We start from the raw sequence: 26,328 nt of genomic DNA, 5'->3' as shown, positions 1-26,328 counted from the left end.
TCTCATTTTTTTGTTTTACTGTCCCTTGCCTGTTGGGTCGATTGTATAGTTGATGGGATACCAGCGATAACCATTTCCTTCCTTTTTGATATGGCCAATACCTGGATAGGAGAGGTGATCTGCCGCAATCCAGTATTTATGTTGAGCGGCATCGGCGAAAGCCTTTTTACGTGTCATTGCAGCCTGCTCTGGATTGATGTCGTAAACAATTCTTACTTCAGGATTGGGGAATTGTACGGCGGCAGAATGCAATAGATCACCCCAGAACATGATTTTTTCATTTTTGCTGATTAGCTGATAAAAGGTATGCCCTGGCGTATGTCCTTGAGCAGCTACAGGCGTCAGACCTGGAAATAATTCTTTCCCAAACGCAAAGGTTTTGACCTTTCCCGCGTTCAAATAGGGCAGGATTCTTTCCCGCGCTTGCTCGAAATATACTTTCTTATCGGCCGGAGCGTTTTTATAACTTTCCTCGCCTAACCAAAAGTCCAGTTCGGGTTTGCTGACATATACCGTAGCATTGGGGAAAACCATTTTGTCGCCATCCATCAGTCCACCGGTATGATCGGTATGAATATGCGTCACCAGAATCACATCAATTTGCTTCGGATCATAACCTGCTTTCAAAAGGTTGCGGGGTAGAAAGCCTAAAGACGGTCCGTATAAATCTGCCGTTCCGGCATCTACCATCATCAGTTTGTTATCTAATTTAAATAAATAGGCGTTTACAGACGCTTCGTTTTCGTCGGTTTGAAAGTTCTCAGCAGTAAGGTGGTCAATTTCTTCATCGGTAGTGTTTATCAACAGGTCTTTAAGAACTTGATTGACACTGCCATCTGAGAGTGCGGTGATTTTAACGTCGCCCAATACCATTTCGTAGCTACTGGGCTGCTTTAAGTAAGGGGATCTTTGTTGTGCGGGCAGCTCGGCATGAATGCCTACAAAGAGGCTGAATAAGGTGCCGAATAGGAGTTTTGAACGTTTAATCTTCATTGTTAATGCTGTTTAAATTAAAAAGTTGAATTCTGCGCGCAAGAATTAGAATGCAAATCTAGGGTCGTAGGATCTGATAAACAAGTACGTACTTGATTGTAGCATAGGTACAAAAAAGTACCTATGGCTATAAAATAACAAATTGTTTTACCTTTGTATATAAATACCAGCAGGCTATGTACGAACGTAAGATTCCAAAAAATATAGATTGTGGCGTGGCAGCAACCATGGATATTATAGGTGGGAAGTGGAAGCCCTGCCTTATTTTTAACATCATGAACGGAAACAGGCGGCCCAGCCAATTGCAACGACTCAATCCGCTGGCCACCAGAAAAGTGCTCAACCAGCAATTAAAAGAGCTGGAAGAGCGTGGTGTTATCAGACGGGTAGTATATCCTGAATTGCCGCCGAAGGTGGAATATTTTCTAACGGATTTTGGAGAATCATTGATTCCGGTAATAAAGGTGATAGACCAATGGGGCACTGAATTATTACAAAACCAACCGGTTGAAGCACTTTGATGCTTTTTCTAGTTACCTGTGCCCGCTAAAGAAAGCTAACATTTTTTCCAATGCATGCTCGGAATGCATCGTCTCACCATTTTCGAGCGACTCCCGAGCGGCTTTTGAGGCTCGTTTGCGCATATTCGCTTCGTAAAACGAGAGGGCTGCTTGCAGGGTGCTGAATTTGCCGGATGTTAAGCATTCACTCAGCTCCAGGGCATCACGCATGGCCATGTTAACCCCTTCACCGGCAAATGGCGGCATCACGTGTGCGGCATCGCCCAGCATGGTAAGGTTGGTTTTGGTTTCCCAGTGCTGGTTTAAAGGCATGCAATAGATAGGCCGCGGAATGAAAGGGGGCACAGCATTTTCGAAGAGTTCATTCCAAATAGCACTCCATCCGGGATATTCCTTTTTAAACCAATCCAGCATCCGGCTCGTATCGTTATAATCCAAACCACAATTTTGCGGCCATTGCTCATCGGCTTTGAAGCTGGCGTAAAAACCCAGGTCGCCATTGCCTTTTTGACCGCCCAATATACACTTACCGTTGCCGAAAGCCATTACTTTGCCGCCATTGAATAAGGCTGCCATAGCAGGCGTTGTTTCTTTTGCCTTGTGTATATTGCCTTCTAGCATGACAATGCCTGAATAGAAAGGTTTGATCTCGGTGATGTAAGGGCGAATTTTTGAATTGGCGCCGTCGGCAGCAATCACAATATCGGCATAAACGGAGATCCCATTTTTGAAATGTAGCCGCCAGCCTTCGCCTTCCGTCTCCATGGAAATAAAATGGCTATTCCACACAACCGTTTGGGGTTTTAACGATGTGAGCAATAGATTTCTTAGCGGGCCGCGGTCTATCTCCGGACGGAAATAATCCGCACCGAAATTCTCTTCGGGTTTGGCGTCGTGATCGCTAAAGAGGATTTCGGCATGGGCATTGGTGATGACCTTTTTATCTGCCCCGCGAAGGAAATTCTTTTTAAACGCATCCAATAACTCTGCTTTACGCAAAGCCGCCAATCCGGCGTCTTCATGCAAGTCGAGCGGTGCGCCCTGTACGCGGGCATTTTTGTCGAAATCTCTTTCATATACGTTTACATTGGCGCCTTTTAGCTGTAGTAGCCGAGCTAAAGTGAGCCCGCCGGGGCCACCGCCAACAATAGCAATTTGCTTGTTATTCAGTTCCATACCATTGTATTTAATGGCACAAAATTATTGCTGTTTTAAAACGGATAATAGTACAAATCGGTCGTTTTGGTTTTTGGACAGTTCTTTGGGAACTACGCCGGCGAATTTTTTAATCTCTTTGATAAAATGGTTTTGGTCTGTAAAGTTGAGCTCGGGAAATAGCTTGCCCTGTGCAATATGTGCTAGGGAGGTCCTGAAACGAAGGATGTTGCAATAGGCTTTTAGCGGAAGGCCGAATTGATGTTGGAAATACCGATTGATTTGCCGACTGCTCCAGCCTACGTTCTCAGAAAGTTCTTTAACGCTCATTTCGCCCTTGGTGGCGTAGATTAGCTCGAAGAGCTTTTGTTTTCTTGCGTCAATTTTCTCGGGAAGAAATGCTCGAAGGGTTTGAGATGCTTTTTTATAAAAGGTGTCAAAATCTTTGAAGTCATCCGCATTAAAATGCCAAAAATCAGCGGGTAGATCTTGGGCACTGTTCAAAAAATCGGCGATGGGCTTCTGTAAGATATATTCAACGGCTAAGGGTTTAAAGCTGATAACGAACGTGCGCATTTGGGGAGGAACGCTTCTTTGTTCAGGAAAGGTTTCCAAACCCATCAACATCACCCGAAAAGGGGCGGATGCCGTTTGTGTGAAAAATAAATCGACCCGTCCGTCGGGTAATACAACCACTTCTTTTGGCTGCCGGGCCGGATTATGAAAGAAGCCAATACTTTCTACGAAATCGGCAAGGGCCTTTTCCGGATCCACAAATTTGTAATGAAAGTGCTGATCCACTGTTCCGTTTTGATTGCTAGTGCAAATTCTTTTTTATAGGTACGAAAATAATAAACAAGGCGGAAATTATACAGCTCTTTTAATTTGAAGTAATTGATTTTTTAGTATCTTAGCTATACTTTTTTATGTGAGCTGTTTCGCTTCTTTTAGTGTATTTTTGTTCCGTTTTATATATCTTTTCTCAGTTACCTTTCGTTTGTTAAGATTCTTCAGTAAGGAATTCTCATAATACGTACAACTCTCAAATTTTATAGATTTATCGACAAATAATTCTTACTTTAACTAGCTGTAAGTCAGAGAATAATAATCAATAAAATCAATAATTAAAAGCCTGTATTATGATTTTAGAATTTGCCATCAACGGAAAAAAACAAGGGCCCTTTTACGTTGGATACACACCTGCGCAATGTACATTGCGGTTGTCGGACGGTGTGCCGGGTGGCCTCCCTGTGACTATTGTGCTCAGCAATAACGATCCTTTAACGGGTGGCCAATTAGTGTTTTACCCCAATCTTAGCTCACCTGTAAGCGAAACATTAACATTACAGGTTCCTGGAGATGGGGCTACGGTTAGTTATTATATTGCTGGTAAGCCGGATGTTCCAAGTACGCAATACAATGATGCCGCTATCAATTTCAAGCACAATGACCAATCTGTTCGCATTATTAAATTCACAGTTAGAGTGCGGAAGAATGCAAACTCGCTGACAACTATAGAGCGTGATAAATTTTTAAATGCTTTTGTCAACGTTTTGCTGTCGGGTAATTATCAGAGCTTCCTTGATATGCATAATGAAGCAGCGAATAGTCAAATTCATAACCGAGCGGCCTTTTTACCCTGGCACCGGATGTATCTCCTTGATTTAGAAAGGCACTTACACGAATTTGATAAAAGTGTCATGATTCCTTATTGGGATTTTCAGGCGCCGGCACCAAATGTTTTCACCCTTGATTTTATGGGGGTCCCCACAAGTTCGACAGTAGGTGAATTGCAATTTTCTGTTAATAATCCCCTCAACAACTGGTATATCAATAATTTGCCACCTTTGGCGAGAATACCGCGATTCAACGCGCAACAAAGTCGTGCAAATGTTGAAGCGCGAAGTACTACACTTGGCAGATTGCCTGGCTTCCGGCAATTTGCGAGCATGGAAGGTAACCCACATGGCTCCGCTCATACATCTTTCACGGGGCCTGTAAATTTTGCACCTACTGCTCCTCGTGATCCTTTGTTTTTCATGATACATGCGAATGTCGACCGTATCTGGGCAGAATGGCAAAGCTTGGGTACCGGTAACACGCTTTACGATTCAACTAATATAAATGCTTACAGCCCGGAAACCAATAGATCGCCAAACCCAAGAATTGGTGACTACTTGGACGATACCATGTGGCCTTGGAATGGGGTTACCGGCGGACAGCGCCCGCCTACAGCGCCTGGTGGCCCGTTTATCGCTTCGGTATTTACCAATTATCCGGGACCGACACCTAAAGTTATCGATACGATTGATTATCAGGGTAGGCTTACTAACAAAAGTCTTTATTTTGATTACGATGCCATTCACTTTGTCAATACGGTAGTTCCCCAGAATATATCAGCCATGTCTACAGAAAAAGCAGGGGCAGCGGAAAGCCTAAAAGCAGATATTAAAAAGGCGAAAGATCAAAACCGTCGCGCCCTGGAATCTTTTCTAAAATCAACCGATACAAATGATCTGATGGCTTTCTTAAATAATATGGATATGTTAACAGACCCTGAAAGCATAAAAAAAGCAATTGAAATCCTCAGAAATAGGAAAAATGAAACGGGCATCAGAGTATTGGCTTTGGTTAAATTATTGGAAGCGATTTCGCTGGACGAAAACTTGATAAAATATGTGCTAAGCTTGTTGACGGACAAAAGAGAGCCATTGGATTTAAGAAAAGAGGCGTTGAGAACCATTGAAACAATGAGTTTCACGTCACCTGTTTTTCCTGCTTTGCAACCGGAGATCATTCAGGCATTTAGGGGCCTGATAAACGATTATGATCACGAAATCCGTAGAGATGCCATTGCTTATCTTGCTAAATCGAACGATGAATTCCTTCAACGAACATTGATCAATGGGCTTCAAAATCACGAAGAAGCCGTTGTCTCGGAGGAGATGGCTGTACATTTTTTAGGTTATGACATCCACGCTGGCATTTATCCACTACTACAGAAAATCGTAAAAACCTCAAGTAATGATAACAGTCGTGCAGAAGCACTTTATTTACTCGCCGGCGACCCGCAGGCAAAGGAATTGTCGCGGAGCGTGTTCAGTGATAGAAAAGAGCTTTTTGATGTCCGGAAGAATAGCTTACTGGCATTAAAACAGCAGTCACCCGAGGATTTCCTTGAACTCGCCCAAAAAGCGGTGCTTGATGGTGATGAAAGCGAGAACATACGTGCAATAAGTTTCAATGTCTTGAGTCATCATTGGGCAGTAAGCGGTAAACCGGATGAAAAGTTTTTGGATCAAGTGAAGAAGGACCTTCCTAATTTACCAAAGGAGCTAGCAGCAGGAATTACTTCGTTCTTGGAAAACAGGGATGAAGAACCCGAGCGGTAGGTAAACGAATAAACGGCATTATTGCAATTTCTATCGTGAATAGGTCATGGAAGAATCTATATTTAGGCAACGGGTGGATGAACTTAGAAGTTCATCCAAACCCTATCGGCAGCTGACGTCTTTATTGAAAGAAGAACATGTTGTTTATAGAAATAAAAGTGCAAATGCGGTTACCCGAATGAGAGGTTATGTTTTGTACTCATTCTTCTTAAAAGGTTTACCGGACAGTGCGCTAATTTTTGTCTATGAAGAATTGTCATCAAGTAGAGAAGCTTATCTGGTGGCTGCCGCTTCACTAGCTTTAAGAAAAGCTGAAAAAAAGCGCCCTGTGATGGCCGACTATTTGTTAAAAGCCCTTCAAAATGTCAAATTTTTTGACAACTATTTTTCATTTGATCACTATTATCAACAATGGCCTTTAGACAACAAAACAACGGCCGTTGCAGAAATTCTGAGTACCATGAAATGGTTGGGTGCTTACGCGAAAACATGCCTGCCCACACTTAGAACCCTTGCCGCCAATGGCGACAATAAGCTAAGCCTGAAGGTTGTCACCGCTATAGGCGAAACCATAAAAATAATTGAAAATGACAATACTCCGATAGAAGATTGCTGTGGTAACATTCCTTCATTTCTTGGAGCAGATCTAAATTTATCGTTGAGTAAAAAAAGAGGTGTCAGGATGTTTAGGGAGATCGTGCTTGAGAATCAGGACGGCCGTCAGGCCCACCTCCACGATTTTACTGATGGGCGGCCCACATTGGTGGCTTTTTTTTATACTAGATGTGATAACCCGCTTAAGTGTTCGCTAACCATTACAAACTTAGCGGCAATCCAACGACAATTGATGAAGGAAAGTTGGGGCCAAAGTGTTGCGCTTTTAGCCATAAGTTATGATTCTTTTTATGACCTTTCTTATCGGATTAAAAATTATGGAGTATCGAGAGGGATTGTATTCAACAAGAACATGCAAATGTTTAGGGCGGTACCGGATATAAATCTAGTGAAAGATTATTTTGAGTTAGGCGTTAACTATACTGGCGAAGCAGTAAATCGCCATGTAATCGAACTTTACATATTGGATAAAAATGGCCGGATTGTAAAGGGGTTTCAACGAGGTGAAATGGATAATACAAACATCATCGGTCATTTAAGAAGCATGGCTCTTTCAGCAGATAATGCGGGAGCTCGATGGCTTTCCACTGTTAAGGATGGATTTAAAGGCGTAACCTCAGTGCTTGTTCCGTTATTTATTATGCTCCTTCCAAAATGCCCTTTTGCTTTGCCGCTTATTTGAGCATGTTTGGATAGCTGGCATGCAGTTTATGCCTTATGTTAAATTTATTTTCCCTTACTTGTAGTCGCGATGGCAATCAATATGTTTGCACTATATAGAATGGGTGTGCAAAGAAATAGCTTTTTTCCGTTGTATTTATGTGTCGTCGGATCCGCGATAGTTGTAACTTTTGGATATTTTATGCCGACGAAACTCGCATTGATTATTGGACTAACTTTGCTTTTTTTAAGCGCGGTTCTAAACGCTTTGCCTCATCACGTTTACCTTAAATTGAAATCGAGAATAGGCTGACATCTTGCGCTTGATTGACTACTGGCCAATGTAGATGGCAAGTCTACTATTTCCTGAGTACGAAAGTAGACATGCCATTACGTTTGGGGTTGGGATGAAAAACTAAGCGATATCCCTTTCTCTTATTATTTTATTTTTACCGGAACCTTTACTTTCTCCCATATCAGGGCGATTCCGTCACTGTTGACTTCATACGTCAGAGCCTCCGTCATGGTATTGCTTACCGGTTTAACGGTAACGGTCAACACATCATTGGCACGATCTAAGTTCGCCTCGCCACCCTTTTTGGTGCCGGGTTGCCCGGTCTGTGAGTTGAAAATGATCGTCCATGATGATTTGCCCGGGATGGCAAATAAGCTGTAGCTTCCGGCGGGTAGTTTTTTACCTTCTACTTTTAGGTCCTTATCGGTTGTAAAAACCGTAGCGGCATTAGCCCCTGCGCGCCAGATTTTGTCATAGGGCACCAGTTCTCCCCATATGGTTCTCCCCTTAACACTTGGGCTGCTGTACTGTATGGATACGGTTGCACCGCCGATTTTACCTTCCGCGCTTTTTTTAGGACTTTGAGCGCAGGCAATTAAGCTGACATTGGTCAGAATGAAAAGGATAGCGAATATTCGCTGAACACCTGAATGGATACTAGATTTCATGAAGATATTTTTTATGTATGATACTAATATAGGATTAATTTTTATTTAAGCTAATGGTGGTGTCTAATGATTACATAAAGGGCTTGCTAGGATGAGCTTTGTCCAAATGTTAGCAGATTATTATCGGGATCCAGCAATGAAAATTCTTTCTGTCCCCAGGGCTTGGTTTGCAAGGGTGCTAGAGGATGTATACTTACTTTATTGGCCAGAAGAGATTCATATAATTCTTCAATATTGTCTGTTCGGATATAAACCTGTCCGTAATTCGTTTTAGGATCCAGTTCTTCAAACAAAAAGAAATGAATTTGTATATGATCCTTCTCAATCATTAAATAATCAGGATAGTCGGCACTGCCGAATTCCTCGAAACCGAGTTCCTTAAGGTAATAATCTTTTGTCGCGGCTTTGTTCCGCATCGGCAACTTTGGGTTTATATCCGTTAGCATAATGGTAGTTTTTTGCGTCCGTTGATACATCGGGTTTATACCTGCAAGATACGATAACTTGCCTCGATAAACAAAGTAAAAGCGTACAACTTAAAGCTTATAACTTATAACCTATCTCAGATACTATTCACTCCTCAAGCTTTTTACCGGATTGGCAACGGCCGCTTTGATTGCCTGAAAGCTGATGGTTACAAGGGCTATAACTACGGCCGTCAATCCGCCAATGGCAAACAGCCACCAACTAACATGGATTCGATAGGCATAATCCTGCAGCCATTGGTGCATATAGTACCAGGCGATGGGAGTAGCTATAGCAAAGGCGATAGCAATCAGTACGATAAATTCCTTTGAAAACAAATAAACAATGTTACCTGTACTGGCTCCCAGTACTTTACGGATACCTACTTCCTTGATTCGCTGCACGGCCATAAAGGAGGCTAAACCATATAGGCCTAAACAGCTCAGGAAGATGGCAATAGCGGCAAAAATTTTATATAGGACAGCTAATTGATTTTCCTGTTTGTAAAAGCCTCCAATTTTTTCGTCGAGAAACTTATATTCATAAACATAATCCGGAAATGCCTGCTCCCATATTTTTTTGATCGCTTGCATGGTGGATGAAATATTGGAGGTTGTTAGCTTTATTCCTGCCTGACGGTACATGGTGCTGTTTGTTGCCATAAGTAAAGGCGCAAGATGGTGGTGAAAAGACCGATCGTTAAAATCTTTCACTACACCAACAACAGGGCATTTTATGACGTCGCCAAACATGCTTATTTCTTTACCCAATATTTCTTCGGGACTTTTTAAGCCCAAACTTTTTACCAGCGCTTCGTTCACCAGGAATTCCCTTGTCATGCCGGAGGCTTGCAAGTTTCTTCCCGCTATCAGCTGTAATTGATAAGCGGGCACATATTCATTATCGACGAACTTGGTTATGGCCTGGAAGCCTGCCTCTTTGATTGCATGGTCAAATTTTAGTTCGGTCCATAAATCATTATCATTTTCAGCCGGTGTATGGGAGCTGAAACTTACCGCCTGCACACCATTTACAGACAATAATTGCTGCCTTAAATAATCCGTTAATTTGGTGCCGGTGCTATCGGGGCGGAACGGAATGTTTACAATAGCTTCTTTATCGAAACCCAAAGGCTGATTCATGAAAAAATTCATCTGCTTCACAATGACCAATGTGCCGATGATCAGTGCCTGTGCAATGATAAATTGAAACACAACGAGCGCTCGTCTCAGTGAAATGCCCTTTGTGGTACTTGCCGTAAGTTTGCTCTTTAAGGCATTAACCGGATTAAAGCGGGACAATACCAGCGAAGGATAAAATCCTGCCAGCGCAGTTACCAATAGGGTTACCGTTAGGAGAAATAAGATAACAGAAGGGCTGCCGAGTATATTAAATGGCAGGGAAAGTTCAAGCAATTGGTTGATAGATGACAGGGCCAGTACGCTGATAAGGCTTGCAAGTACGACAGCGAAGCTAACGATCAAAAAGGTTTCAACGATGAATTGGATTTGCAACTGCGATTTATTGCTACCTAAAACCTTTCTTACGCCGACTTCTTTGGCACGGTTTACCGCTTGGGCAGTAGAAAGATTGATAAAATTGACGCAGGCAATTAACAGAATAAATGCAGCGATTAACCACAATACATTGATCAGTTCGCGACTGATGGTTTTGTTGCTATAATTGCCTGTTTGTGTATCATAATGCACGGCATCCAACGGTTGTATAAGGTAGCTGTCCTTATGATCGGGCGCTTGCACCTTTTGTGCGTAATCACTTAATTGCCGATTAAAATTGTCGGCGGCTATATGAGGAGGCAATAGAACGTAGCAACCAAATTCAGGTGCTGTGGCCTTCCAATCAGGAATCTGCAATCCGTATTGTTCATCGCCGGTAAAATCCGTTCCGAAGGCAATGACGAGCTTTAGCTGGAAATCTGTATTAGCGGGTATATTGGCGAGGATGCCGGAAACTTTCAGTGCGACCGGTGGGGATTGAAACAAGCCTGCGCCGACGCGATACGATACGATTATTTTGAGACTTTTGCCGATGGCTGTCTTCCAATCACCGAAGTATTTTTCTGCAATCTCTTTGGTAAGTAATACATGGTTCGGATCTTTCAGGGACGCATACGAACCGGCAAGTAGCGGAAAATCAAAGATGTTGAAGAACGAGGGGGTTGTATAAAACACACCACTCTGCTCTTTAAAACTCTTCACCGGATTTCCGTTTACGTCTAATACCTGTAACTGATCATTATGGCTTGCATAGATCGGTGCCACCTGTTCTAATTCGGGGAAGGTTGTCCGTAATCCTTTGGGCAGCGGAAAGGGAACGCCTTTTCCATACGATACACTGGCTGCATCTGTGTGGGGATATTCAGTTAATACACGATAGATACGATCTTTTTTGGTATGAAAATTATCGAAGCTCGTCTGAAATTGTATAATGATAAAAATCAGCATGCAAACGGCAATACCCACAGCCAAGCCAATAATATTGATGGCTGCGTAGCCCTTATTGCGAAGGAGGTTGCGACCGGCTATCTTAAAATAATTCTTAAACATATTAATACAATTTAAACAAGTGATTTCCACACTTCAATCTTTGTTCCAAACAGTTATATTACTTATTATTAGTGTATTATAGCGATTTTGAGATGCGGTAATTGTAACGATAGCGAACAGGAAAGTGTTCGTTATTGTTACAACTTGCGTTGATCATAAAAACAGCTTCTGTGCGTCATGAAGGTTAAACTCCTACATAAAATGTGCTGTACAACAAAAAGTCGTACGTGTTTTTGTAAAGCAGCAAGAGGTAACACATCGCAGGTTGATAAAAGAAAACTATAATTTAAAAAAGATACGTTTCTGATAAAGCCAATAGCACAAATACCATTCGCAAAACAGGGTAGCAATAGCAACAAGGATAGCCGTTGGATCAGCCGATAAACCGAGGAGGTGAAGCCCCCCGCCGACAAATAGATGCACGATGCCATTGAACCATTGCTTGCCGACGGTTTCAAAAAATAGATAGATGAAAATGGGGTTCATACCAACCACCACGAAAATCCAGGCACCTGATTGGTATCCTTTGACATCAATCAACCACCGGAAGAAGGCAAGTATGGCCAATATATAACCACCGGAAACGAATACAAAACCGGGCGTGCTGATGCGTTTGATGATAGGGCTGAGCAACGTCCAATCTAGCATATAACCTATGAGCAGACAGCTTAGGGAAGCAAGGATTAATTGCTTGCTTTTTGCCACATCGTTGGAGACGCTTGATAGGACTTTTCCTGCAAGGACACCCCAAATGGTATGGGCGGCGGTTGGGATGAAGTTGATGGTTACCCAACCACCATCGTTATCTTTGCCCATTACGAGCATATCGATGTAAGTGCCGAAGTTTTTCCCCAATACGAAAGGCTGATCATATCCCGGTATGGTGGTAAAACGATAAAGGATATCGGTAAGCAGCAGCAAAAAAAGACTGAATAGCAGTTGCTGAAGAAAAGACCAACGGATGATCAGATAAGCGATGATCGTTGTAAAAGCCAATTGGGTTAGTACGTTCCAGAGTTCCCAAACGAGTTTGCCACTGTACACGCAATGCAAGGCAACGCCACAAAGGAAAAGCTTTGCCGAACGCCAAGCAACGCTTTTAAAGTGCGCTGACCAGCTGACACCAGCGGCTTGTTTACGTTGAAAGGACAGATACAGTGAGGTACCGGCAATGAACATAAAGGCGGGCTGCACCAGATCCCAAAAATAGAGCCCATGCCACTCGTGATGAAAAAAATGATGTATGATACCCTGTGGCCATCCGCTTGAATAGGTTGAGGATAAGGCCGTATAGAGCTCGCAACTTTCCGCGGCCAATAAGATCATAATGAGCCCGCGCATGACATCGAGCGATAGAATCCGTGTTTGAACTTTTTTTTCTTCCATCTGATTTTGGCTTCTTTTCTGCAAAACATGAAGATTGCGAGTACCTGATATACTACCTTGTTACAGTAGCGTTTGTAATTGGCTTTTGGTATTAATACTTACAATGCTAAAAAAGTATTTAATGTAAACAACTATTTTGGGAACGCAACCGTTTGTCTAATTTGAATGATTAGGGGATTGCACAAAAGGCCTGCTTTATATAAGTTTGTATCAGCTATGGAGAAGCCGGTAAATGCAGATGAGTTTGTAGAACGATTTATGGTGGGTAACATGGACCACCTGCGTTACCAGCATTCGCCGGTAAAGGTGTTCCGCCTCAGCGAAATTGCGCCGTATATCAAGATCCCGGTACCACCCATCCTTTTTGGTTATAATCTGCTGGTGCATATCACCGCGGGTTCTTTTGCACATCAGGTTGGATCTAAGGTATATACAGTGAAAGCACCGGCGATCCTTATCAGTACTTATGGCAACATCGCCGCCATCAAATCAGTCGATCCATCGGCAAAGGGCCATTGTGTCTTGATAAACGATAGTGCGATGACCTCCATCTTTCGGGAACAGGAGATTCTGAACATCTTTACCATTTCACCGCTTGTGAATTTAACGGATGAGGAAAGTACGAGGCTCCACCAACTTTTCCAACTGCTTTACGAAGAGCTACATACGCGTGAACCTTATAAAGAGCTGGCCGAAAGCTTGTTGAAATCCCTGTTGCTGAAAACTATTAAACTTTCTGCATCAAACCATAGCCTCAGCCGAATCCAAGAGATTGCTACGCTGTTTAAGCAACTGGTGCATAAGCATTGCCGGAAACAGAAACAGATTGGTTTTTATACCGACAAGCTTGCTATATCGGCCAACTATTTAAATCGATGTGTCTCCATGGTGTACAATAAGTCATCGAAACAGCTTATTCTGGAAGTGTTGGTAATGCACGCACAGCTTTTGTTATTGGAATCGAGCAAAAGCGTGTCGGATATCTGTTATGAACTGGATTTTCAGGATCCGTCTTACTTCTCGCGGGTGTTCAAAAAATTGGTAGGTATGTCACCTAGCGAATACCGCCAGTCCATAAAAAAATAATATGCACGATTTGTCCTAATCCTTGCACAGAATCAAACAGGCTTTTGGGTTTCTGATCGGTAGCTTTGTGTGAGTTCATTGTAATAAAACATATACCTATGATCAATACCGCAGAGATTACCCGTGAAGTGCAAAATTTTAACATCTTTATAAATTCGTTCAGGAAGCGTTTAGCCAGCTTGTTTAACACTGAACATGACTATAATGCCCTCAGTTTGAAAAGGGGACTGCCACCTGGTTTTTTAAGTGAAATTATGGATATGCAACCGCTTGCCGTGGCTATTCCCGAAAACTATGGTGGCCGTGGCATGAAGGTGAAGGAGTGTTTGAGCGTATTGTCTGCAGCGTCTTATGAGTCCTTATCGCTCTCGCTTATTTTTGGGATTAATATTGCCCTGTTTTTGGAGCCTTTTGCAAAATATGGCCATGTGGCTGCACAGGAACGGGTTTTTAGGCGATTTTTGGAAAACAAGGCGATGGGAGGTTTGATGATTACGGAACCGGATTATGGTAGTGATGCACTTAATATGCAAACTTTTTATCAGGAAGAAGCAAACGGTTATCGAATTAAGGGCGAAAAACATTGGCAGGGTTTAACGGGCGCAGCTGACTTTTGGTTGGTAGCGGCACGGAAAAAAAATGAACAGGGCGAGTTGGTTCGGGATATCGACTTTTTCTTCACTGATAATGCGCTTGCTGAACAGCAGATCGACGTGAAAGAGCGTTATAACAGCTTAGGCCTATATGCTATTCCTTATGGCTTGAACCTTATTGATGTGGAAGTGCCGGCTACGCAGCGTCTGCTTCCGGAAAGTACAGGGCTTAAGTTGATGCTGGATACCTTGCATCGCAGTCGATTGCAGTTTCCGGGCATGGGTATGGGCTTTATTAAACGATTGCTGGATGAATCGTTGCTGCACTGCAAAACGAGGGTAGTTGCAGGCCAGCGTTTGTACGAATTGGATGCGGTGCAATTTCAGCTATCGCGTATTCAGGCCGCCTACACGATCTGTTCGGCCATGTGCTCATACAGTTCTAAAGTTAGCTCGATTGAACAGGATGTTTCGGGCAACGGCGTGGATGCGAACAGTGTGAAGGCATTGGTGACCGACTTAATGCAGGAGTCGGCACAGATAGCACTGCAACTGGCCGGGGCCAATGGTTACCGCTTGGATCATATAGCGGGTAGAGCAGTAGTGGATAGCCGACCTTTCCAGATTTTTGAAGGTTCGAATGAAATGCTCTATACACAAGTGGCTGAATCGGTTGCCAAACTGATGCGGAAAAATAAAGAGTCGAATCTGCTACGCTATTTGAAGGGCTATGAACTGACGGCACAGGCTGCCCCTTATTTTGCCGGATGTTTAGATTTTAGCTTTCCCGAGCAACCTAAAAAGCGAGATTTGGTAACGCTTGGCCGGATCATTGCGCGGGTAATCTGTTTCCAGATGGTGGTGGTGTTGCAGGATGCCGGATTTAACCGTGAATTGGTTGATATTACGCAAAAGCATATGGGGATGGATTTGAATATGTTGATCGGACAACTGACCGCTAATAATGATGCCGTACCGGTGATTGATTATGAAGAGGATGCGGCTTGGGCCGATTTCGTTTAAGGCTGGTCCGGTTCGAAATCAAGGCAGAGAGAATTCATGCAATATCGTCATTTTCATCTTCGTCATTTTTTTTAAGTACAGGTGCCTCTGGAAAATCAAGCGGCACTTGCATCGTTTTTGCCATGAAGTTGCTCATATAACTTTCTCCTATGGTTTCTAGGACATCTAATAGATGCTCTTTCGTATAGCCCGCATCGAAGAAGGCATTTAGTTCATTGGTGATATTTTTACCTTTGCGTACTGCCATACTTTTTACCAAACGGGCGAGCGTAGCAAGTTTGGTGTCGAAATTTGCTTTTCCGTCACGTAATTGCATAATTTCCTCCTCACTAAATCCATTCAGTTTGGCAATCATGGTATGGGCGCTGAGGCAATAAAGCGAATTGTTCAGCTGGGCCATGACGAGGCTAATGGCTTCACGTTCTTTTAAAGAAAGACTGGTTTTCCGACCATGAAAGTTTCGAAAGGCATGATTCGAATGCATCATGGATAGATAGAGGTTTGGCACGTGCCCGAGTTTTTCATCAAAATATCGAATATAATTTCTATTTTCCTCACTGATCGCCTGTATGAGGGGCATCTCAATAGTTATCATAGCTTGGCTCTTTTAATCACGCTCTTCGGTTGTTCTGAATTCGGAAATATTATGCCCGGTATGTTGTTTGAAATATTTGCTAAAATGGGCGGGGCTTTCGAAACCGAGCTCATAGGCAATTTCTTTGGCCGACCGATCGGTATAATGGAGGTAGCGTTTGGCTTCCAGGATGATTCTGTTACGTATAAGAACTGAGGGGGCCGACTGTTTTAACAAGGCAAATACATTACTTAAGGTTTTGGGTGATTTATTCAGCAGGGCAGCATAAAACTTTACCTCGTGTTCGGTTTTGAAATTTGCTTCCAAGAGAAGGGAAAATTTCCGCACGATATCCATCTTTTCGTCCGGATTCAGCTGATAGCTTTCATGCTGTTGCTTGGCAATACGGGTCACCTTAATGATGACGCGTTTGAGCAGCGTCCGTAGCATTTCGCCCTGAAAATTATCCCGGACCTTTAATTCACGGGAAAAGACATCCGCTAGATGCTCCATTTCGCTCACCTCTTCCGGCTCCAATCGAATAAACATGGGATGCTGAATGCCGTAGAAGAGAAAGCCGACGCAACCTACTTCTGCGTCATGATCTACGATGCAATAAAACTCGCGATTGAATTGCCAAGCAACTAGATTTTCCGGATGTTCAAACCGAAAGTGTTGATTGGCTACCAAGGGTAGGATACAGGTTTGGGGCATAATGTATTCAATTTCATCGATGATCACGCGCTGGGATTCTCCGCGATTATAAACGAATGTATTGATAGGGACGGGGTTCCCTTCCCGTATGCCCTTCCCTGCGAGCAGTCGGTTGTTGCTATGCATGACAAACCGACCCAATGTTCTGTTTTCGATGTATTCACTGATCATTGTCTACCGCTCAATTTTTATCAAATCTATGGATTATCATGCCAAAATTTCTTTCCTAGCTTTTTGTTTTTGCTTGTTTTCCGAAGTCAACGAGTTTATCACCGGTAACAAAGCCCACTTGCCGCATAAGCAACTTACCTTCGGGGCTGAAGAAGAGCAAGGTAGGATAGGCACTTACCTGCCACTTTTCGGCTAATTTCGGTCCTTCTCCTTTTTCCATGTCAATACGGTAGTTAATGTAATTGGTATTGTAATAACTTGCCGCATGGGCCTCTTTGAAGGTTTTTGATTTCAACAGTTTACAAGGTGCGCACCATGAGGTATAAGCGTCAACGAAGATATATTGACCACTCTTTTTGGCTCTTGCCATTACATCTTTCCATTTACCTCCTGTAAACCGGATTTCGCTTTCCGTTGTCATCGCTTTTTCTTTCATTTGAGCATCGAGCTTGGCTGGCAATAGCAAGCAAAAAGGGATGATCAGGATACTGCTTAAACATATTTTTATGTTCTTCATGTTATAGTTCTTTATAGAGGGTTTGTGTTACAGCTTTTAATAGTTCTGTACTGAGCCTTTGCTTGAAATCGGGATTAATGTACTCATAGTGTATTTTGCCACTTTTATCGAGGATAAAGACGGAAGGTACGGGTAATAGGAGCTCTTGATCCATACCACCGGTGGTTTTGGGCAACATTTCCCAATACGCTTTCGGAGCCTTAAAAGCTAATCCGAATTGCTTGGATGCATTTAAATCGGCATCGGAAAGTAGGGTATAACCCAGATGCTTTTCTGTTGCAGATGCCTGTAATCCTTCCGGACTGTCCGTGCTAATTGCAATTAACTGATAACCCATTTTTTCCAACTCGGGCATTAATTCTTGCAACGCGGCGAGTTGTTTGCTACAGTACGGGCACCAGCCACCTCGATAGAAAACAAGTATGGTGGGTTTAGTCGCTACCATCTGATGGAGTTCGAAGTCTTTACCGGAAACATCTTTCAGTGTGATCGCCGGGATTGTTTCGCCTGTCAGTAACGGGCTGATATCTTCGGGTGACTCAGGAGCCTTATACATCAAATCCGTCCCCTCCTTTTTCATCATTTTCTCATCGCCCTGCATCGAATTTTGACCGAAGGTATGCGTTGCTATGATTGCACTCATCATCGACAAAAGAGTCACTTTATAGATCAAACGGAAAGACTTTCCTGTTGTATTCTTCTTTTTCATTTGTAAGTTAAATAGCGTTCTACTTTATTTATACGAGTTCTTTGGCCAAGGGAAAGTCGACAGGCACCTCGGTTACGGCATGTAGTAAATTGCTGATTGTTCTATCACCAATTAACATGATTAAATCAACGAGGTTTTCTTTGGTATAACCTGCTTCAAAAAAGGCGGTCAACAGCTTACGGTCAATCTGCCCCTTTTTTTCAGTGATCTCTTTGGCGAGCTTTACCAGGGCATCTAATTTCGGATCGGAAGGAATAGTTCCACCCCTAATGGCCAGGGCCGCATTTTCTCCAATGCCTGTTGACCGTGCAATGAGGGTGTGGGCGCTGAGGCAGTAAATGCAATTATTCACCTGACTTACTACCAGATTGACAGCCTCTACTTCTCGAGGGCTAAGAGAGGTGGAACTATCTTCCAAGGTGAGATAAGCTTCTAATGCATGTTCAGAATAAGCCATTACATTGTAGAGATTGGGGATTTTACCGAAGGATTTTTCCATCTTCTCGAAGAGCTTTTTATTTCTTTCGGAGACTTCTTCTTTTGTTAAAACATGGAATGCATTTTTCATTTTTATTATTTTTAATGATGGGCGAGATGCATTGCTACAAGCTCACCCATCGCACTAAGCATTGATTTATTGGAGCGTTACTTTGATAATATGATTGATTGCGGGTAATGTGGTAAATGCATTGGGATTGGGCACTTCTTGAATAGGCTCGCTTTCTTCCAGCGGGGTACCTGCCAAATTGAACTGGGTGATACCGGCTCCGGGGAATTGATTGACGGCCGTCCCGTTATCGAATAAGCCTATTGTGGTAGAGATATCTCCTTTTTGAGTAGCATCTACACCATTATCTTTACTGGCGAAGAACCAATCGTTCGATAGTCCATACATCGTGGCAATTGCCAGCCGATCTCCTTCGGCGATACTCAATTGTTGCGAGACACTGCTTCCTGCCTGTTCTCCTACTTTTGGTAACAACACCGTTGAATTGGCAGCCGGTAAAACGTAAACGGCTTTTACACCCTCAACTGTTTTGAGATGATCGGCCAATATGCTGGCATCTCCTTGTTGGGCAAGCTCTTTTAAACCTTGTCCGCGATCGTTTTCGCCGACTTTGTAAATGGGATTGTCTATATCCTTGTATACGACGACCAATATTGGCGATAAGGGGGTGAAAATGCCGGTTTGACTTTGGATATATTCGCCGAGCACGCTGTTGTCGCCCATCTCTGCAATGTTTGTTAAACCATTCGCGCTTGGTTTACCGGATTCATACAAGGGTGTCGGACTTAAAAGATCGCCTCCGGCAATGTAGGAAATTGCCCATACACCTGGACTGAAGGGGGTTGGGTTGTTGGTGTTTCCGGAGGTATTGTTGATGGTGAGCGTAAAGGTTGAATTACCTTCATAATGCAGACTGACATTCATCAGAGCCGAGGCGGCAGCATAAGTGTTACCCTGTGCATCGGTGCCCGCAACTTCGGTGATATTTTGAGTAGCTGTTTCTGCGGTACCGGGATGACTTACGGAAGCACCGGGTACCTGATTGATACGGGTACCGTTATCCCATAGCTTGATCTGGTCAGATACATCGCCTTCAATCGGGGTGCCGTCTTCTTTGTAAAGGGTAATGCCCGGATTTTCGGGTGCAAAGAATAAATCATTGGACCAGCCGTACATGGTGGCAAAGGTGAGCGCTTGCCCTTTTGCTGCTGAGAATTGGAAGGATAGGGATTCTCCAGGCATAATCACCGGCGCAGAACCTTCATTTTGAAATGTTCCAGATTCAACCAAGGGGCGAGAATCTAATACGTTTTCTACCGTGATGGTAGAGGGTACTCCCATTTGTGACCCCTTGTCGTCATCTTTGTCGCAAGCCGCAAACAGGATCGGCAAAGCTACTAGTGATAACCATACTAATTTTTTGTGTTCCATAATCAATGTCTTTAATGTTAACAAAACAAAGGTAGATTGGAGCAAAGCCCTGAGTGATACCTGTATTTCCCGTAGATATGTCGGTATTTCCCGAATGCTGTGGTTCACCGGAGGAAATTGTTAAGTATAAGCTGCTTAATTATCCCTTCAAAAAACGATAACCATTTTGCTTTCCTTATCGATGGTGGTGATTGCCGGTATGATTGGCAGGAACATCAGAATCTTGTTAAGGCTTGGTTTAGGGAAGAATAGTTTTGGCAATGGGCTTCTCTTTTGAGCGCGAGTTCCATTCACCAATCACTTTCCTATTTGTGAGCTGCCCCACATACGCAAGGGGTTATCTGCCGTGATCATTAATCGATCAGCCTCTGCTTTTGGGGATTTATTGTCTGCAATTACCTGAAGAACTCGCTGATTATGTTGCATTCTCGCATTCGTACTTTCAGAAGAACAGTTGTACAGTACGATGGCGTAGATGAATATGAAACCTAATGCAAGTTTACGAGCGATTTTCATAGTTGCTTGTTAATTTCTTACCTACGCGGAGTCGGTTTTGGTTTGTCATGTGATCGAAGTTTTGTGTTAGAGCGTGGGTTTAAGCTGCTCAACCTCATGACAAAATTTGGTGTTTTTTGACAACCGACAGAAGAAAATCAACAAGACCGGGCTTTTTTTGCTACCGTTTACCGTTATTTTTCAATGCTTCATCTATTGAAAAAACTGCAGTAAGCATTGAAAATGATTGGAAATCAGGCATCAACTTGATACTTTTGGGGCCATGATAAAGGTGTTTAGCAAAGACGTGCCTGTTAATCAACTTCAGTTAGTGATTTGGCTTTTTATAACCGCTATTACAAGTTTTTCCTATTTCATGTATGCCGAACCGATAAGGTCTCTCGTTTTTGGCTTTATGAATATATTTTCTTATTTCATTATCGTCAATGTAAATGTATACTACCTCATTCCACGTTTCTATAAGCGTAATCGTAAGCTGCTTTATCTTACATCGGTTTTACTACTGCTTTTGACTGTTTGTTGGGCCCGTGTTGCGTTCAGGTCTTATTTTTATGCTATGTTTTATCCACAAGAGCAAGACACAAGCACGAGCATGGAAGTTTTCGTCGCTTTATTAATCCCTTCTATATTGGTTTATATAATAAGCTGCATACTTCGGGTGGCATTGGACTATTTTGTTTTGCATCGTGAGCAGGAACGATTGAAACAGCACTCAGCTGAAATGGAGTTAAAGCTGCTTAAAGCGCAAGTGCAACCTCATTTTCTATTTAATACGTTGAATAATATTTATTACGTAGCCCAACAGCAGTCGCCGGAAACAGCAGCACTATTAAGTAAGCTCTCTAATATCATGCGCTACTTTGTAGATACAGGGCAACAACAATTTATTCAGCTAAACGAGGAGTTGAACTTTATTTATGATTATATTGATCTGGAGAAAATGCGTATGCGCTACCCGCTACAGACAACAATCAGGGAAAAAGGGATAATCAATGGTATAAAAGTACCTCCAATGCTGATTATTCCACTCGTTGAAAATGTATTTAAGCATGGTATCGATAAGCGTAGTAAGACCAATGAACTCTTTCTGCATATTAATGTAGAGGTTGAAAGCTTGTCTATAGACGTGCGTAACCGGATCTTTAGGCCATCGGTGAACAAAACAATGGGGGTAGGTCTGCAAAATCTTCGTTCGCGATTGCAGTTGCTTTACAAAGACCAATTTCGATTGGATATTGTTGAAAAGGATAATTATTACTTTGCCACATTAAATATACCGCTATACACATGATCAATTGCTTAATTGTGGACGACGAACCCAATGCTGTGAGTTTATTGGAAGACTATATCCTGAAAGTGGATTTTCTGAACTTAAAGCAGAAATGCTACGATGCTTTTGAAGTAGTGACTTTTCTCAGAAATAATAAAGTCGACTTAATTTTTTTGGACATCAATATGCCTAATATATCCGGGTTGGAGCTGGCTTCTATGCTGCCGAAAGACCAGTGTATTATTTTTACGACAGCCTATTCGTCACACGCCATGGAAGGTTATGAATACAATGCCATTGATTACCTGTTAAAGCCTATAACTTTTAAGCGATTTATGCAAGCGATTCGTAAAACGGAAGGATATTTCGCTCTCCGGCGCCCGGCCGGACTTAAGGAGCTCACGTTGTCAGATGATACGATCTTCATAAAATCCGGAAAGCAGATAATGAAAATGAGATCCAGGGATATACTTTATTGCAAAGCAAACAAGGAGTACGTCAATATCGTATGCGTCAACGAAAGCGTCCTTATTTATAGGCGCATGAAACAACTGGAAGAGCAGTTACCGCCAAACTTCATACGTATACATAATTCCTATATTATTAACTTGGATCACTTGGAGAAGATTGTGGATAATCAAGTCTTGATCCGACAAACAAAGTTACCGATTAGTACGGGGTATAGAGAACAACTGCTCGCTTTGATCTCAAAAAAATTGTTTTAGATGCAGCGAATTTCTTGGGAGCTAAAAGGAATGGTTTTAAATATTGCTGTTTAATCATTTCTCCTTTTAACGGACAAATGACTAACTTCGATATCGCATTATGAGAAAAAACTTCGAGTCTAAATCGCTGTTAGAGCTATATCAATACCTTCATCTGCCGGTTGACTTGCTTGATGTTACAGAAGGCTTTACCATTTTTAATCTAAGGATGTTGGCTTTACGCTACCCTATCAATCAGCCTCCTATCGCCCCAACTTTTTCTCTTTCTTATTTGTAAAAGAAGGTTCCGGGAAATATACGATCGATGAGCTTACTTTTGAAGTAAAGCCGCATTCGGTCTATTTTACCAATCCGAGTAACTACCGCACGTTTAGTTGGACTCATATTGAGGATATCTGTCTAATCACCTTTGATGAGGCATTTCTTAAAAACTATATCAGTAAAGAAATTTATGATAACTTCCCCTTTCTATTAACGGAAACCGTTAAGCCTCAAGTGGTATCAGACGCTTTTTTTCAGTCGGTAGAAGGCATTTATAAGCAAATTCAACAGGAATACTTGGGTAAGGCTGAGGCGAAATACCCTATCATCGGGCATTTGCTTGCTATCCTTTTGTATAAGATAAAGGAACATATTTGGCAAGATTATAATCCGATTTACGAAGGTAACCGGAGTTCGCAGATCGTTATTTCTTTCAAAAGGTTATTGGAAAAACATTACCGCGATCTAAATAACGGCAATGTAGAGGTCGTATTTAAGGTACAGGACTACGCCGACGCGCAACATTTACATCCTAACTATTTAAGCAATGTGATAAAATCCAAAACCGGCAAACCCATCGTAACCTGGATTGCTGAAAAGACCTTGGTTGAAGCGAAAACACTCTTGCAGCGTTCTACCATATCCATTAAAGAGATTACGTATAAGTTAGGTTTCTCTGAAACCGCTCATTTCAGTAACTTCTTTAAAAAACATACCGGTACCTCGCCGGTGCAGTATCGGAAGGCGCATCTTCTTTAAAATTTGCAACACTTGCTGTAATACACGTAAAGCCACCGATTATTGCGCATATTAACTTTGTTCTATCAAAATTTAAAAGATAGACAAATGAATAATCTAGCAGAAAAAGTAATCCTAGTGACCGGTGCTTCTAAAGGTATCGGTGCTGAAGTGGCCAAAAAATTGGCAGCAGCTCATGCAAAAGTTGTGGTAAACTATGCCGGCAGTAAAAGCGATGCCGACGCGGTTGTATCTTTCATAAAAGAACAAGGAGGTGAGGCGATCGCCGTACAGGCTGATGTGAGTAAAGTCGCCGATGTAAAGTCGTTGTTCGATCAATCTATTGCTCATTTTGGTCGGATTGACGTATTGGTCAATAATGCGGGTATTATGATCAACAAACTTATTAAAGACACAACCGACGAGGATTTTGACCGGATCTTCGATATTAATGTGAAGGGCGTTTTTAATACGTTACGTGAAGCCGCGACTCGCTTGGCGGATAATGGAAGTATTATCAATTTTTCTACCAGTGTAAACCGTTTGATGTTGCCTACTTATGGTACTTATGTTGCTACCAAATCTGCCGTTGAACAATTGACGCGTGTATTTGCCAGGGAAATAGGCAGTAGAGGTATTAACGTCAACTCCCTCTCACCGGGCCCTACTGCTACCGCTTTATTCCTCGAAGGCAAATCGCAGGAAACGATTGATCGTTTAGCCGCTTTAAATCCCTTCAATCGGATTGCAAATACGGATGATATTGCCGAGGTGGTGGTGTTTCTGGCCAGTGATGAAGCAAAATGGATCAATGCACAGAATATCGGCGCCAATGGAGGAATGGCTTAATTAATTTTCAGGTGGTATAAAATTAAGATAAAAGAAATGAACAGTTTACATCATAAAACAGCCCTCATAACCGGTTCTGCAAGAGGCCTTGGTAAAGCAATTGCTGAGCGCTATGCCGCTTTGGGTGCTAATATCGTTATTAATTATTCGAGGGATATATCCTCGGCTGACGAGGTGGTTTCGAACATTAAGGCAATGGGAGCGAACGTAATAGCTATACGGGCAGATGTTAGTAAAGTAGCGGATATTGAACGCCTATTCAAGGAGGCAAAGGCCGCGTTTGGGAAGATTGATATTGTAGTGGCCAATGCCGGTATCGAAATGGTAGAAACACCGGTTACAGCTTTCACGGAAGAGCAGTTTGACAGGCTATTTGCCATCAATACCAAAGGGGCTTATTTTACAATGCAACAAGCCGCCAAAACGGTAGAAGATAACGGGCGTATTATTTACATCGCCTCAAGTACGACGGCCTTTCCGGTAGCCGGAATGGCGGTGTATGGTGGAAGCAAAATTACACCACGCTATCTGGTGGATGTGCTATCGAAAGAAATTGGACACCGAGGGGTAACGGTCAATTCCATCATACCCTTTGCTGTTGATCATTCCGGAATTTTTGCCGAAGAAGGCAGTTATCCCGAACTCCGAAAATCGCTCATCGATAGCTGTCCGATGAAACGACTGGCCGAGGTGGAAGATGTAGCGAATATTGCCGAGTTTTTTGCCAGCGGTTTGTCGTCATTTGTTAACGGGCAGCACTTGTTGGTTAATGGTGGAGCTACCCAATAGCTTATTTGTTTTTGGTTCCCAACTTGACTTTCAAATTAAACGGTAGTGGTATTGATAATCGTCGTTATATCGCCTACCGTTTTTCCTGCGTCGGTTTTTGCAAGCGCTCGTAGTTTGAAATAGGCGCTGCTTTGGGCCTCCAGTCGAACTTCTAAAGATACGATATCACCCGCCAAGGCTAAGTTGTCAGCTAGTAACGTACATCCGTCTGCAATAAGTCCATTTTGCATACTACCGGTTGCATGTTGAACAAAGGCGATACATAGATCGAGAAGGCGCCCATAAGCACTGCTACCGGTAAGGCCGGATGATTGGGGAAATGGCCACTGCAATCTTGTTCTTTTATTTCACCCAAAGAGGCTGTGGCACCGGTATCGTACAATTTTAAATCATATAGTGTGTTTTTACGCGAATAGGGACTTGTTAAGGCGGGTAAATAATCTCGATAAGCATGGGCGAATAGCCTATTGAACATCGCTTGGGGGATTACATGAAAGCTGACATCGATACCGCAGATCAGCTTGTTCTCTGCGTCAATGAGACAAGCTTTGGCCTTAGCAAGTCGCTTATCGAATGATACACACTCAGCCAAAATGGTGAGGGGTTTGCCGATCGCAAACTTTTCGTTTGAAACTCGTTTGTAGGTTCCTTTATGGGCTAAGTAGTAGTGCTTTGACTGATTAGGGTTGACGGTAGCGCAAGCAACTGAACCGAGAATGGCAAGATGTCGACAGGCTTCGGCCATTGTAATGGGTGATTGCTCAAATCCAAGGGGTGATTCGGCAATTACTTTTGCGGCTACGATATTGTCTTTTAACACATGAACATCTTGAAGCGCGTAATAAGGTGTATGCACGTCAATAAGTTGAAATAACTCCTCCCGCGATCGGGGCCCGAGATTGTTTTGGCTAAGGGAAGGGTCCAGGATTTTGGAATGGATAAGGGCTAATGATTCGGGTGTAATCGTTGCGAGAGCTTCCATATAATGTGTTTTAGTAATGAGCAATTAATAGATTCAGTGTTATTGTAATAAAGAAAGTAACTATTTAGGCTTTTACAAAAAAGATTACACGGAATGCTTGTTTGCTTACACTAAAGCGTTGCGTGAGGAAACTGAGGTTAAAAAGGTGTAAAGTT

At 42.7% G+C, this 26,328-nt stretch carries 27 protein-coding genes; 11 read left to right on the top strand and 16 right to left on the bottom strand.

Annotated features, from left to right (window positions below; all coding sequences use genetic code 11):
• Window positions 1-15 precede the first annotated feature (15 nt).
• Window positions 16-993, bottom strand: coding sequence for an MBL fold metallo-hydrolase (locus tag QT327_RS27865; protein WP_289554387.1), 978 nt, complete (start codon window positions 991-993; stop codon window positions 16-18).
• A gap of 176 nt (window positions 994-1,169) precedes the next feature.
• Here QT327_RS27865 and QT327_RS27860 point away from each other — a divergent pair, with 176 nt between their 5' ends.
• Window positions 1,170-1,514, top strand: a complete 345-nt coding sequence (locus QT327_RS27860) for a winged helix-turn-helix transcriptional regulator (RefSeq protein ID WP_013664135.1) — start codon at window positions 1,170-1,172, stop codon at window positions 1,512-1,514.
• 12 nt (window positions 1,515-1,526) lie between these two features.
• Here the strand turns inward: QT327_RS27860 and QT327_RS27855 are convergent, their stop codons facing one another.
• Both QT327_RS27855 and QT327_RS27850 read right to left on the bottom strand, forming a co-directional pair.
• Entirely contained in the window at window positions 1,527-2,690 is a 1,164-nt protein-coding gene (locus tag QT327_RS27855; RefSeq protein WP_289554386.1) for an FAD-dependent oxidoreductase, read from the bottom strand.
• A 24-nt stretch (window positions 2,691-2,714) separates the two neighbouring features.
• Window positions 2,715-3,470, bottom strand: coding sequence for a helix-turn-helix domain-containing protein (locus tag QT327_RS27850; RefSeq protein ID WP_149104997.1), 756 nt, complete (start codon window positions 3,468-3,470; stop codon window positions 2,715-2,717).
• Between the two features lie 338 nt (window positions 3,471-3,808).
• Between QT327_RS27850 and QT327_RS27845 the strand changes: the two genes are divergently transcribed.
• Together QT327_RS27845 and QT327_RS27840 are read left to right on the top strand one after the other, a co-directional pair.
• Window positions 3,809-6,061 carry a tyrosinase family protein gene (locus tag QT327_RS27845; RefSeq protein ID WP_289554385.1) on the top strand — a complete coding sequence of 751 codons (2,253 nt, stop codon included), beginning with the start codon at window positions 3,809-3,811 and terminating at the stop codon, window positions 6,059-6,061.
• Window positions 6,062-6,107: 46 nt separating this feature from the next.
• Window positions 6,108-7,358: an SCO family protein gene (locus tag QT327_RS27840; protein WP_289554384.1), complete on the top strand. Its 1,251-nt coding sequence runs from the start codon at window positions 6,108-6,110 to the stop codon at window positions 7,356-7,358.
• 416 nt (window positions 7,359-7,774) lie between these two features.
• Here the strand turns inward: QT327_RS27840 and QT327_RS27835 are convergent, their stop codons facing one another.
• From QT327_RS27835 to QT327_RS27820, 4 genes are all read right to left on the bottom strand, one after another.
• Window positions 7,775-8,299 (bottom strand): DUF2911 domain-containing protein, encoded by a 525-nt coding sequence (locus QT327_RS27835; RefSeq protein WP_130855056.1) that lies wholly within the window; start codon window positions 8,297-8,299, stop codon window positions 7,775-7,777.
• A gap of 86 nt (window positions 8,300-8,385) precedes the next feature.
• Window positions 8,386-8,745: a bleomycin resistance protein gene (locus QT327_RS27830; protein WP_289554383.1), complete on the bottom strand. Its 360-nt coding sequence runs from the start codon at window positions 8,743-8,745 to the stop codon at window positions 8,386-8,388.
• A 123-nt stretch (window positions 8,746-8,868) separates the two neighbouring features.
• Entirely contained in the window at window positions 8,869-11,331 is a 2,463-nt protein-coding gene (locus QT327_RS27825; RefSeq protein WP_289554382.1) for an ABC transporter permease, read from the bottom strand.
• Between the two features lie 279 nt (window positions 11,332-11,610).
• Window positions 11,611-12,717 carry an acyltransferase family protein gene (locus QT327_RS27820; protein ID WP_149104992.1) on the bottom strand — a complete coding sequence of 369 codons (1,107 nt, stop codon included), beginning with the start codon at window positions 12,715-12,717 and terminating at the stop codon, window positions 11,611-11,613.
• 216 nt (window positions 12,718-12,933) lie between these two features.
• Here QT327_RS27820 and QT327_RS27815 point away from each other — a divergent pair, with 216 nt between their 5' ends.
• Together QT327_RS27815 and QT327_RS27810 are read left to right on the top strand one after the other, a co-directional pair.
• Entirely contained in the window at window positions 12,934-13,803 is an 870-nt protein-coding gene (locus QT327_RS27815; RefSeq protein WP_041387937.1) for a helix-turn-helix domain-containing protein, read from the top strand.
• A gap of 98 nt (window positions 13,804-13,901) precedes the next feature.
• The gene (locus QT327_RS27810) at window positions 13,902-15,419 is read left to right on the top strand and encodes an acyl-CoA dehydrogenase family protein (RefSeq protein WP_149104991.1); all 1,518 of its coding nucleotides are present in this window, start codon (window positions 13,902-13,904) and stop codon (window positions 15,417-15,419) included.
• A gap of 34 nt (window positions 15,420-15,453) precedes the next feature.
• Here QT327_RS27810 and QT327_RS27805 read toward each other — a convergent pair whose 3' ends face one another.
• The 7 genes from QT327_RS27805 to QT327_RS27775 form a co-directional block, all read right to left on the bottom strand.
• Entirely contained in the window at window positions 15,454-16,014 is a 561-nt protein-coding gene (locus tag QT327_RS27805; protein ID WP_289554381.1) for a carboxymuconolactone decarboxylase family protein, read from the bottom strand.
• Window positions 16,015-16,026: 12 nt separating this feature from the next.
• Window positions 16,027-16,878: an AraC family transcriptional regulator gene (locus QT327_RS27800; protein WP_130855062.1), complete on the bottom strand. Its 852-nt coding sequence runs from the start codon at window positions 16,876-16,878 to the stop codon at window positions 16,027-16,029.
• 55 nt (window positions 16,879-16,933) lie between these two features.
• Window positions 16,934-17,395, bottom strand: a complete 462-nt coding sequence (locus QT327_RS27795; RefSeq protein WP_289554380.1) for a thioredoxin family protein — start codon at window positions 17,393-17,395, stop codon at window positions 16,934-16,936.
• A 1-nt stretch (window position 17,396) separates the two neighbouring features.
• Entirely contained in the window at window positions 17,397-18,104 is a 708-nt protein-coding gene (locus QT327_RS27790) for a peroxiredoxin-like family protein (protein WP_289554379.1), read from the bottom strand.
• A 28-nt stretch (window positions 18,105-18,132) separates the two neighbouring features.
• A complete protein-coding gene (locus QT327_RS27785) occupies window positions 18,133-18,672 on the bottom strand; it encodes a carboxymuconolactone decarboxylase family protein (protein WP_130855065.1) in 540 nt (179 codons plus the stop codon).
• Between the two features lie 66 nt (window positions 18,673-18,738).
• Complete coding sequence (locus tag QT327_RS27780) at window positions 18,739-20,043, bottom strand: spondin domain-containing protein (protein ID WP_149104990.1); 1,305 nt, start codon at window positions 20,041-20,043, stop codon at window positions 18,739-18,741.
• A gap of 297 nt (window positions 20,044-20,340) precedes the next feature.
• Window positions 20,341-20,559 (bottom strand): hypothetical protein, encoded by a 219-nt coding sequence (locus tag QT327_RS27775; protein ID WP_130855067.1) that lies wholly within the window; start codon window positions 20,557-20,559, stop codon window positions 20,341-20,343.
• A gap of 262 nt (window positions 20,560-20,821) precedes the next feature.
• Here QT327_RS27775 and QT327_RS27770 point away from each other — a divergent pair, with 262 nt between their 5' ends.
• The 6 genes from QT327_RS27770 to QT327_RS27745 all read left to right on the top strand — a co-directional run bounded on the left by QT327_RS27770 (window position 20,822) and on the right by QT327_RS27745 (window position 25,191).
• Window positions 20,822-21,850, top strand: a complete 1,029-nt coding sequence (locus QT327_RS27770; RefSeq protein ID WP_130855068.1) for a sensor histidine kinase — start codon at window positions 20,822-20,824, stop codon at window positions 21,848-21,850.
• Window positions 21,847-22,554 carry a LytR/AlgR family response regulator transcription factor gene (locus tag QT327_RS27765; RefSeq protein ID WP_130855069.1) on the top strand — a complete coding sequence of 236 codons (708 nt, stop codon included), beginning with the start codon at window positions 21,847-21,849 and terminating at the stop codon, window positions 22,552-22,554. Before QT327_RS27770 ends, QT327_RS27765 begins: the two co-directional genes overlap by 4 nt.
• Before the next feature lie 100 nt (window positions 22,555-22,654).
• A complete protein-coding gene (locus QT327_RS27760) occupies window positions 22,655-22,831 on the top strand; it encodes a hypothetical protein (protein ID WP_289554378.1) in 177 nt (58 codons plus the stop codon).
• Between the two features lie 218 nt (window positions 22,832-23,049).
• Window positions 23,050-23,574, top strand: coding sequence for a helix-turn-helix domain-containing protein (locus QT327_RS27755; RefSeq protein ID WP_289554377.1), 525 nt, complete (start codon window positions 23,050-23,052; stop codon window positions 23,572-23,574).
• Window positions 23,575-23,661: 87 nt separating this feature from the next.
• Window positions 23,662-24,402: an SDR family oxidoreductase gene (locus QT327_RS27750; RefSeq protein WP_130855071.1), complete on the top strand. Its 741-nt coding sequence runs from the start codon at window positions 23,662-23,664 to the stop codon at window positions 24,400-24,402.
• A 36-nt stretch (window positions 24,403-24,438) separates the two neighbouring features.
• Window positions 24,439-25,191, top strand: coding sequence for an SDR family oxidoreductase (locus QT327_RS27745; RefSeq protein WP_130855072.1), 753 nt, complete (start codon window positions 24,439-24,441; stop codon window positions 25,189-25,191).
• Between the two features lie 35 nt (window positions 25,192-25,226).
• Here QT327_RS27745 and QT327_RS27740 read toward each other — a convergent pair whose 3' ends face one another.
• Entirely contained in the window at window positions 25,227-25,421 is a 195-nt protein-coding gene (locus QT327_RS27740; RefSeq protein WP_289554376.1) for a hypothetical protein, read from the bottom strand.
• Entirely contained in the window at window positions 25,382-26,173 is a 792-nt protein-coding gene (locus QT327_RS27735; protein ID WP_289554375.1) for a restriction endonuclease subunit S domain-containing protein, read from the bottom strand. The genes QT327_RS27740 and QT327_RS27735 overlap by 40 nt, the downstream gene beginning before the upstream one ends.
• Window positions 26,174-26,328: the final 155 nt, after the last annotated feature.

This window comes from Olivibacter sp. 47 (genome assembly GCF_030372825.1).
In the GTDB taxonomy this organism is placed as follows: domain Bacteria; phylum Bacteroidota; class Bacteroidia; order Sphingobacteriales; family Sphingobacteriaceae; genus Olivibacter; species Olivibacter oleidegradans.
The sequence above is the reverse complement of the archived record's forward strand: the minus strand, read 5'-3'. Positions and strand labels throughout refer to the sequence as shown.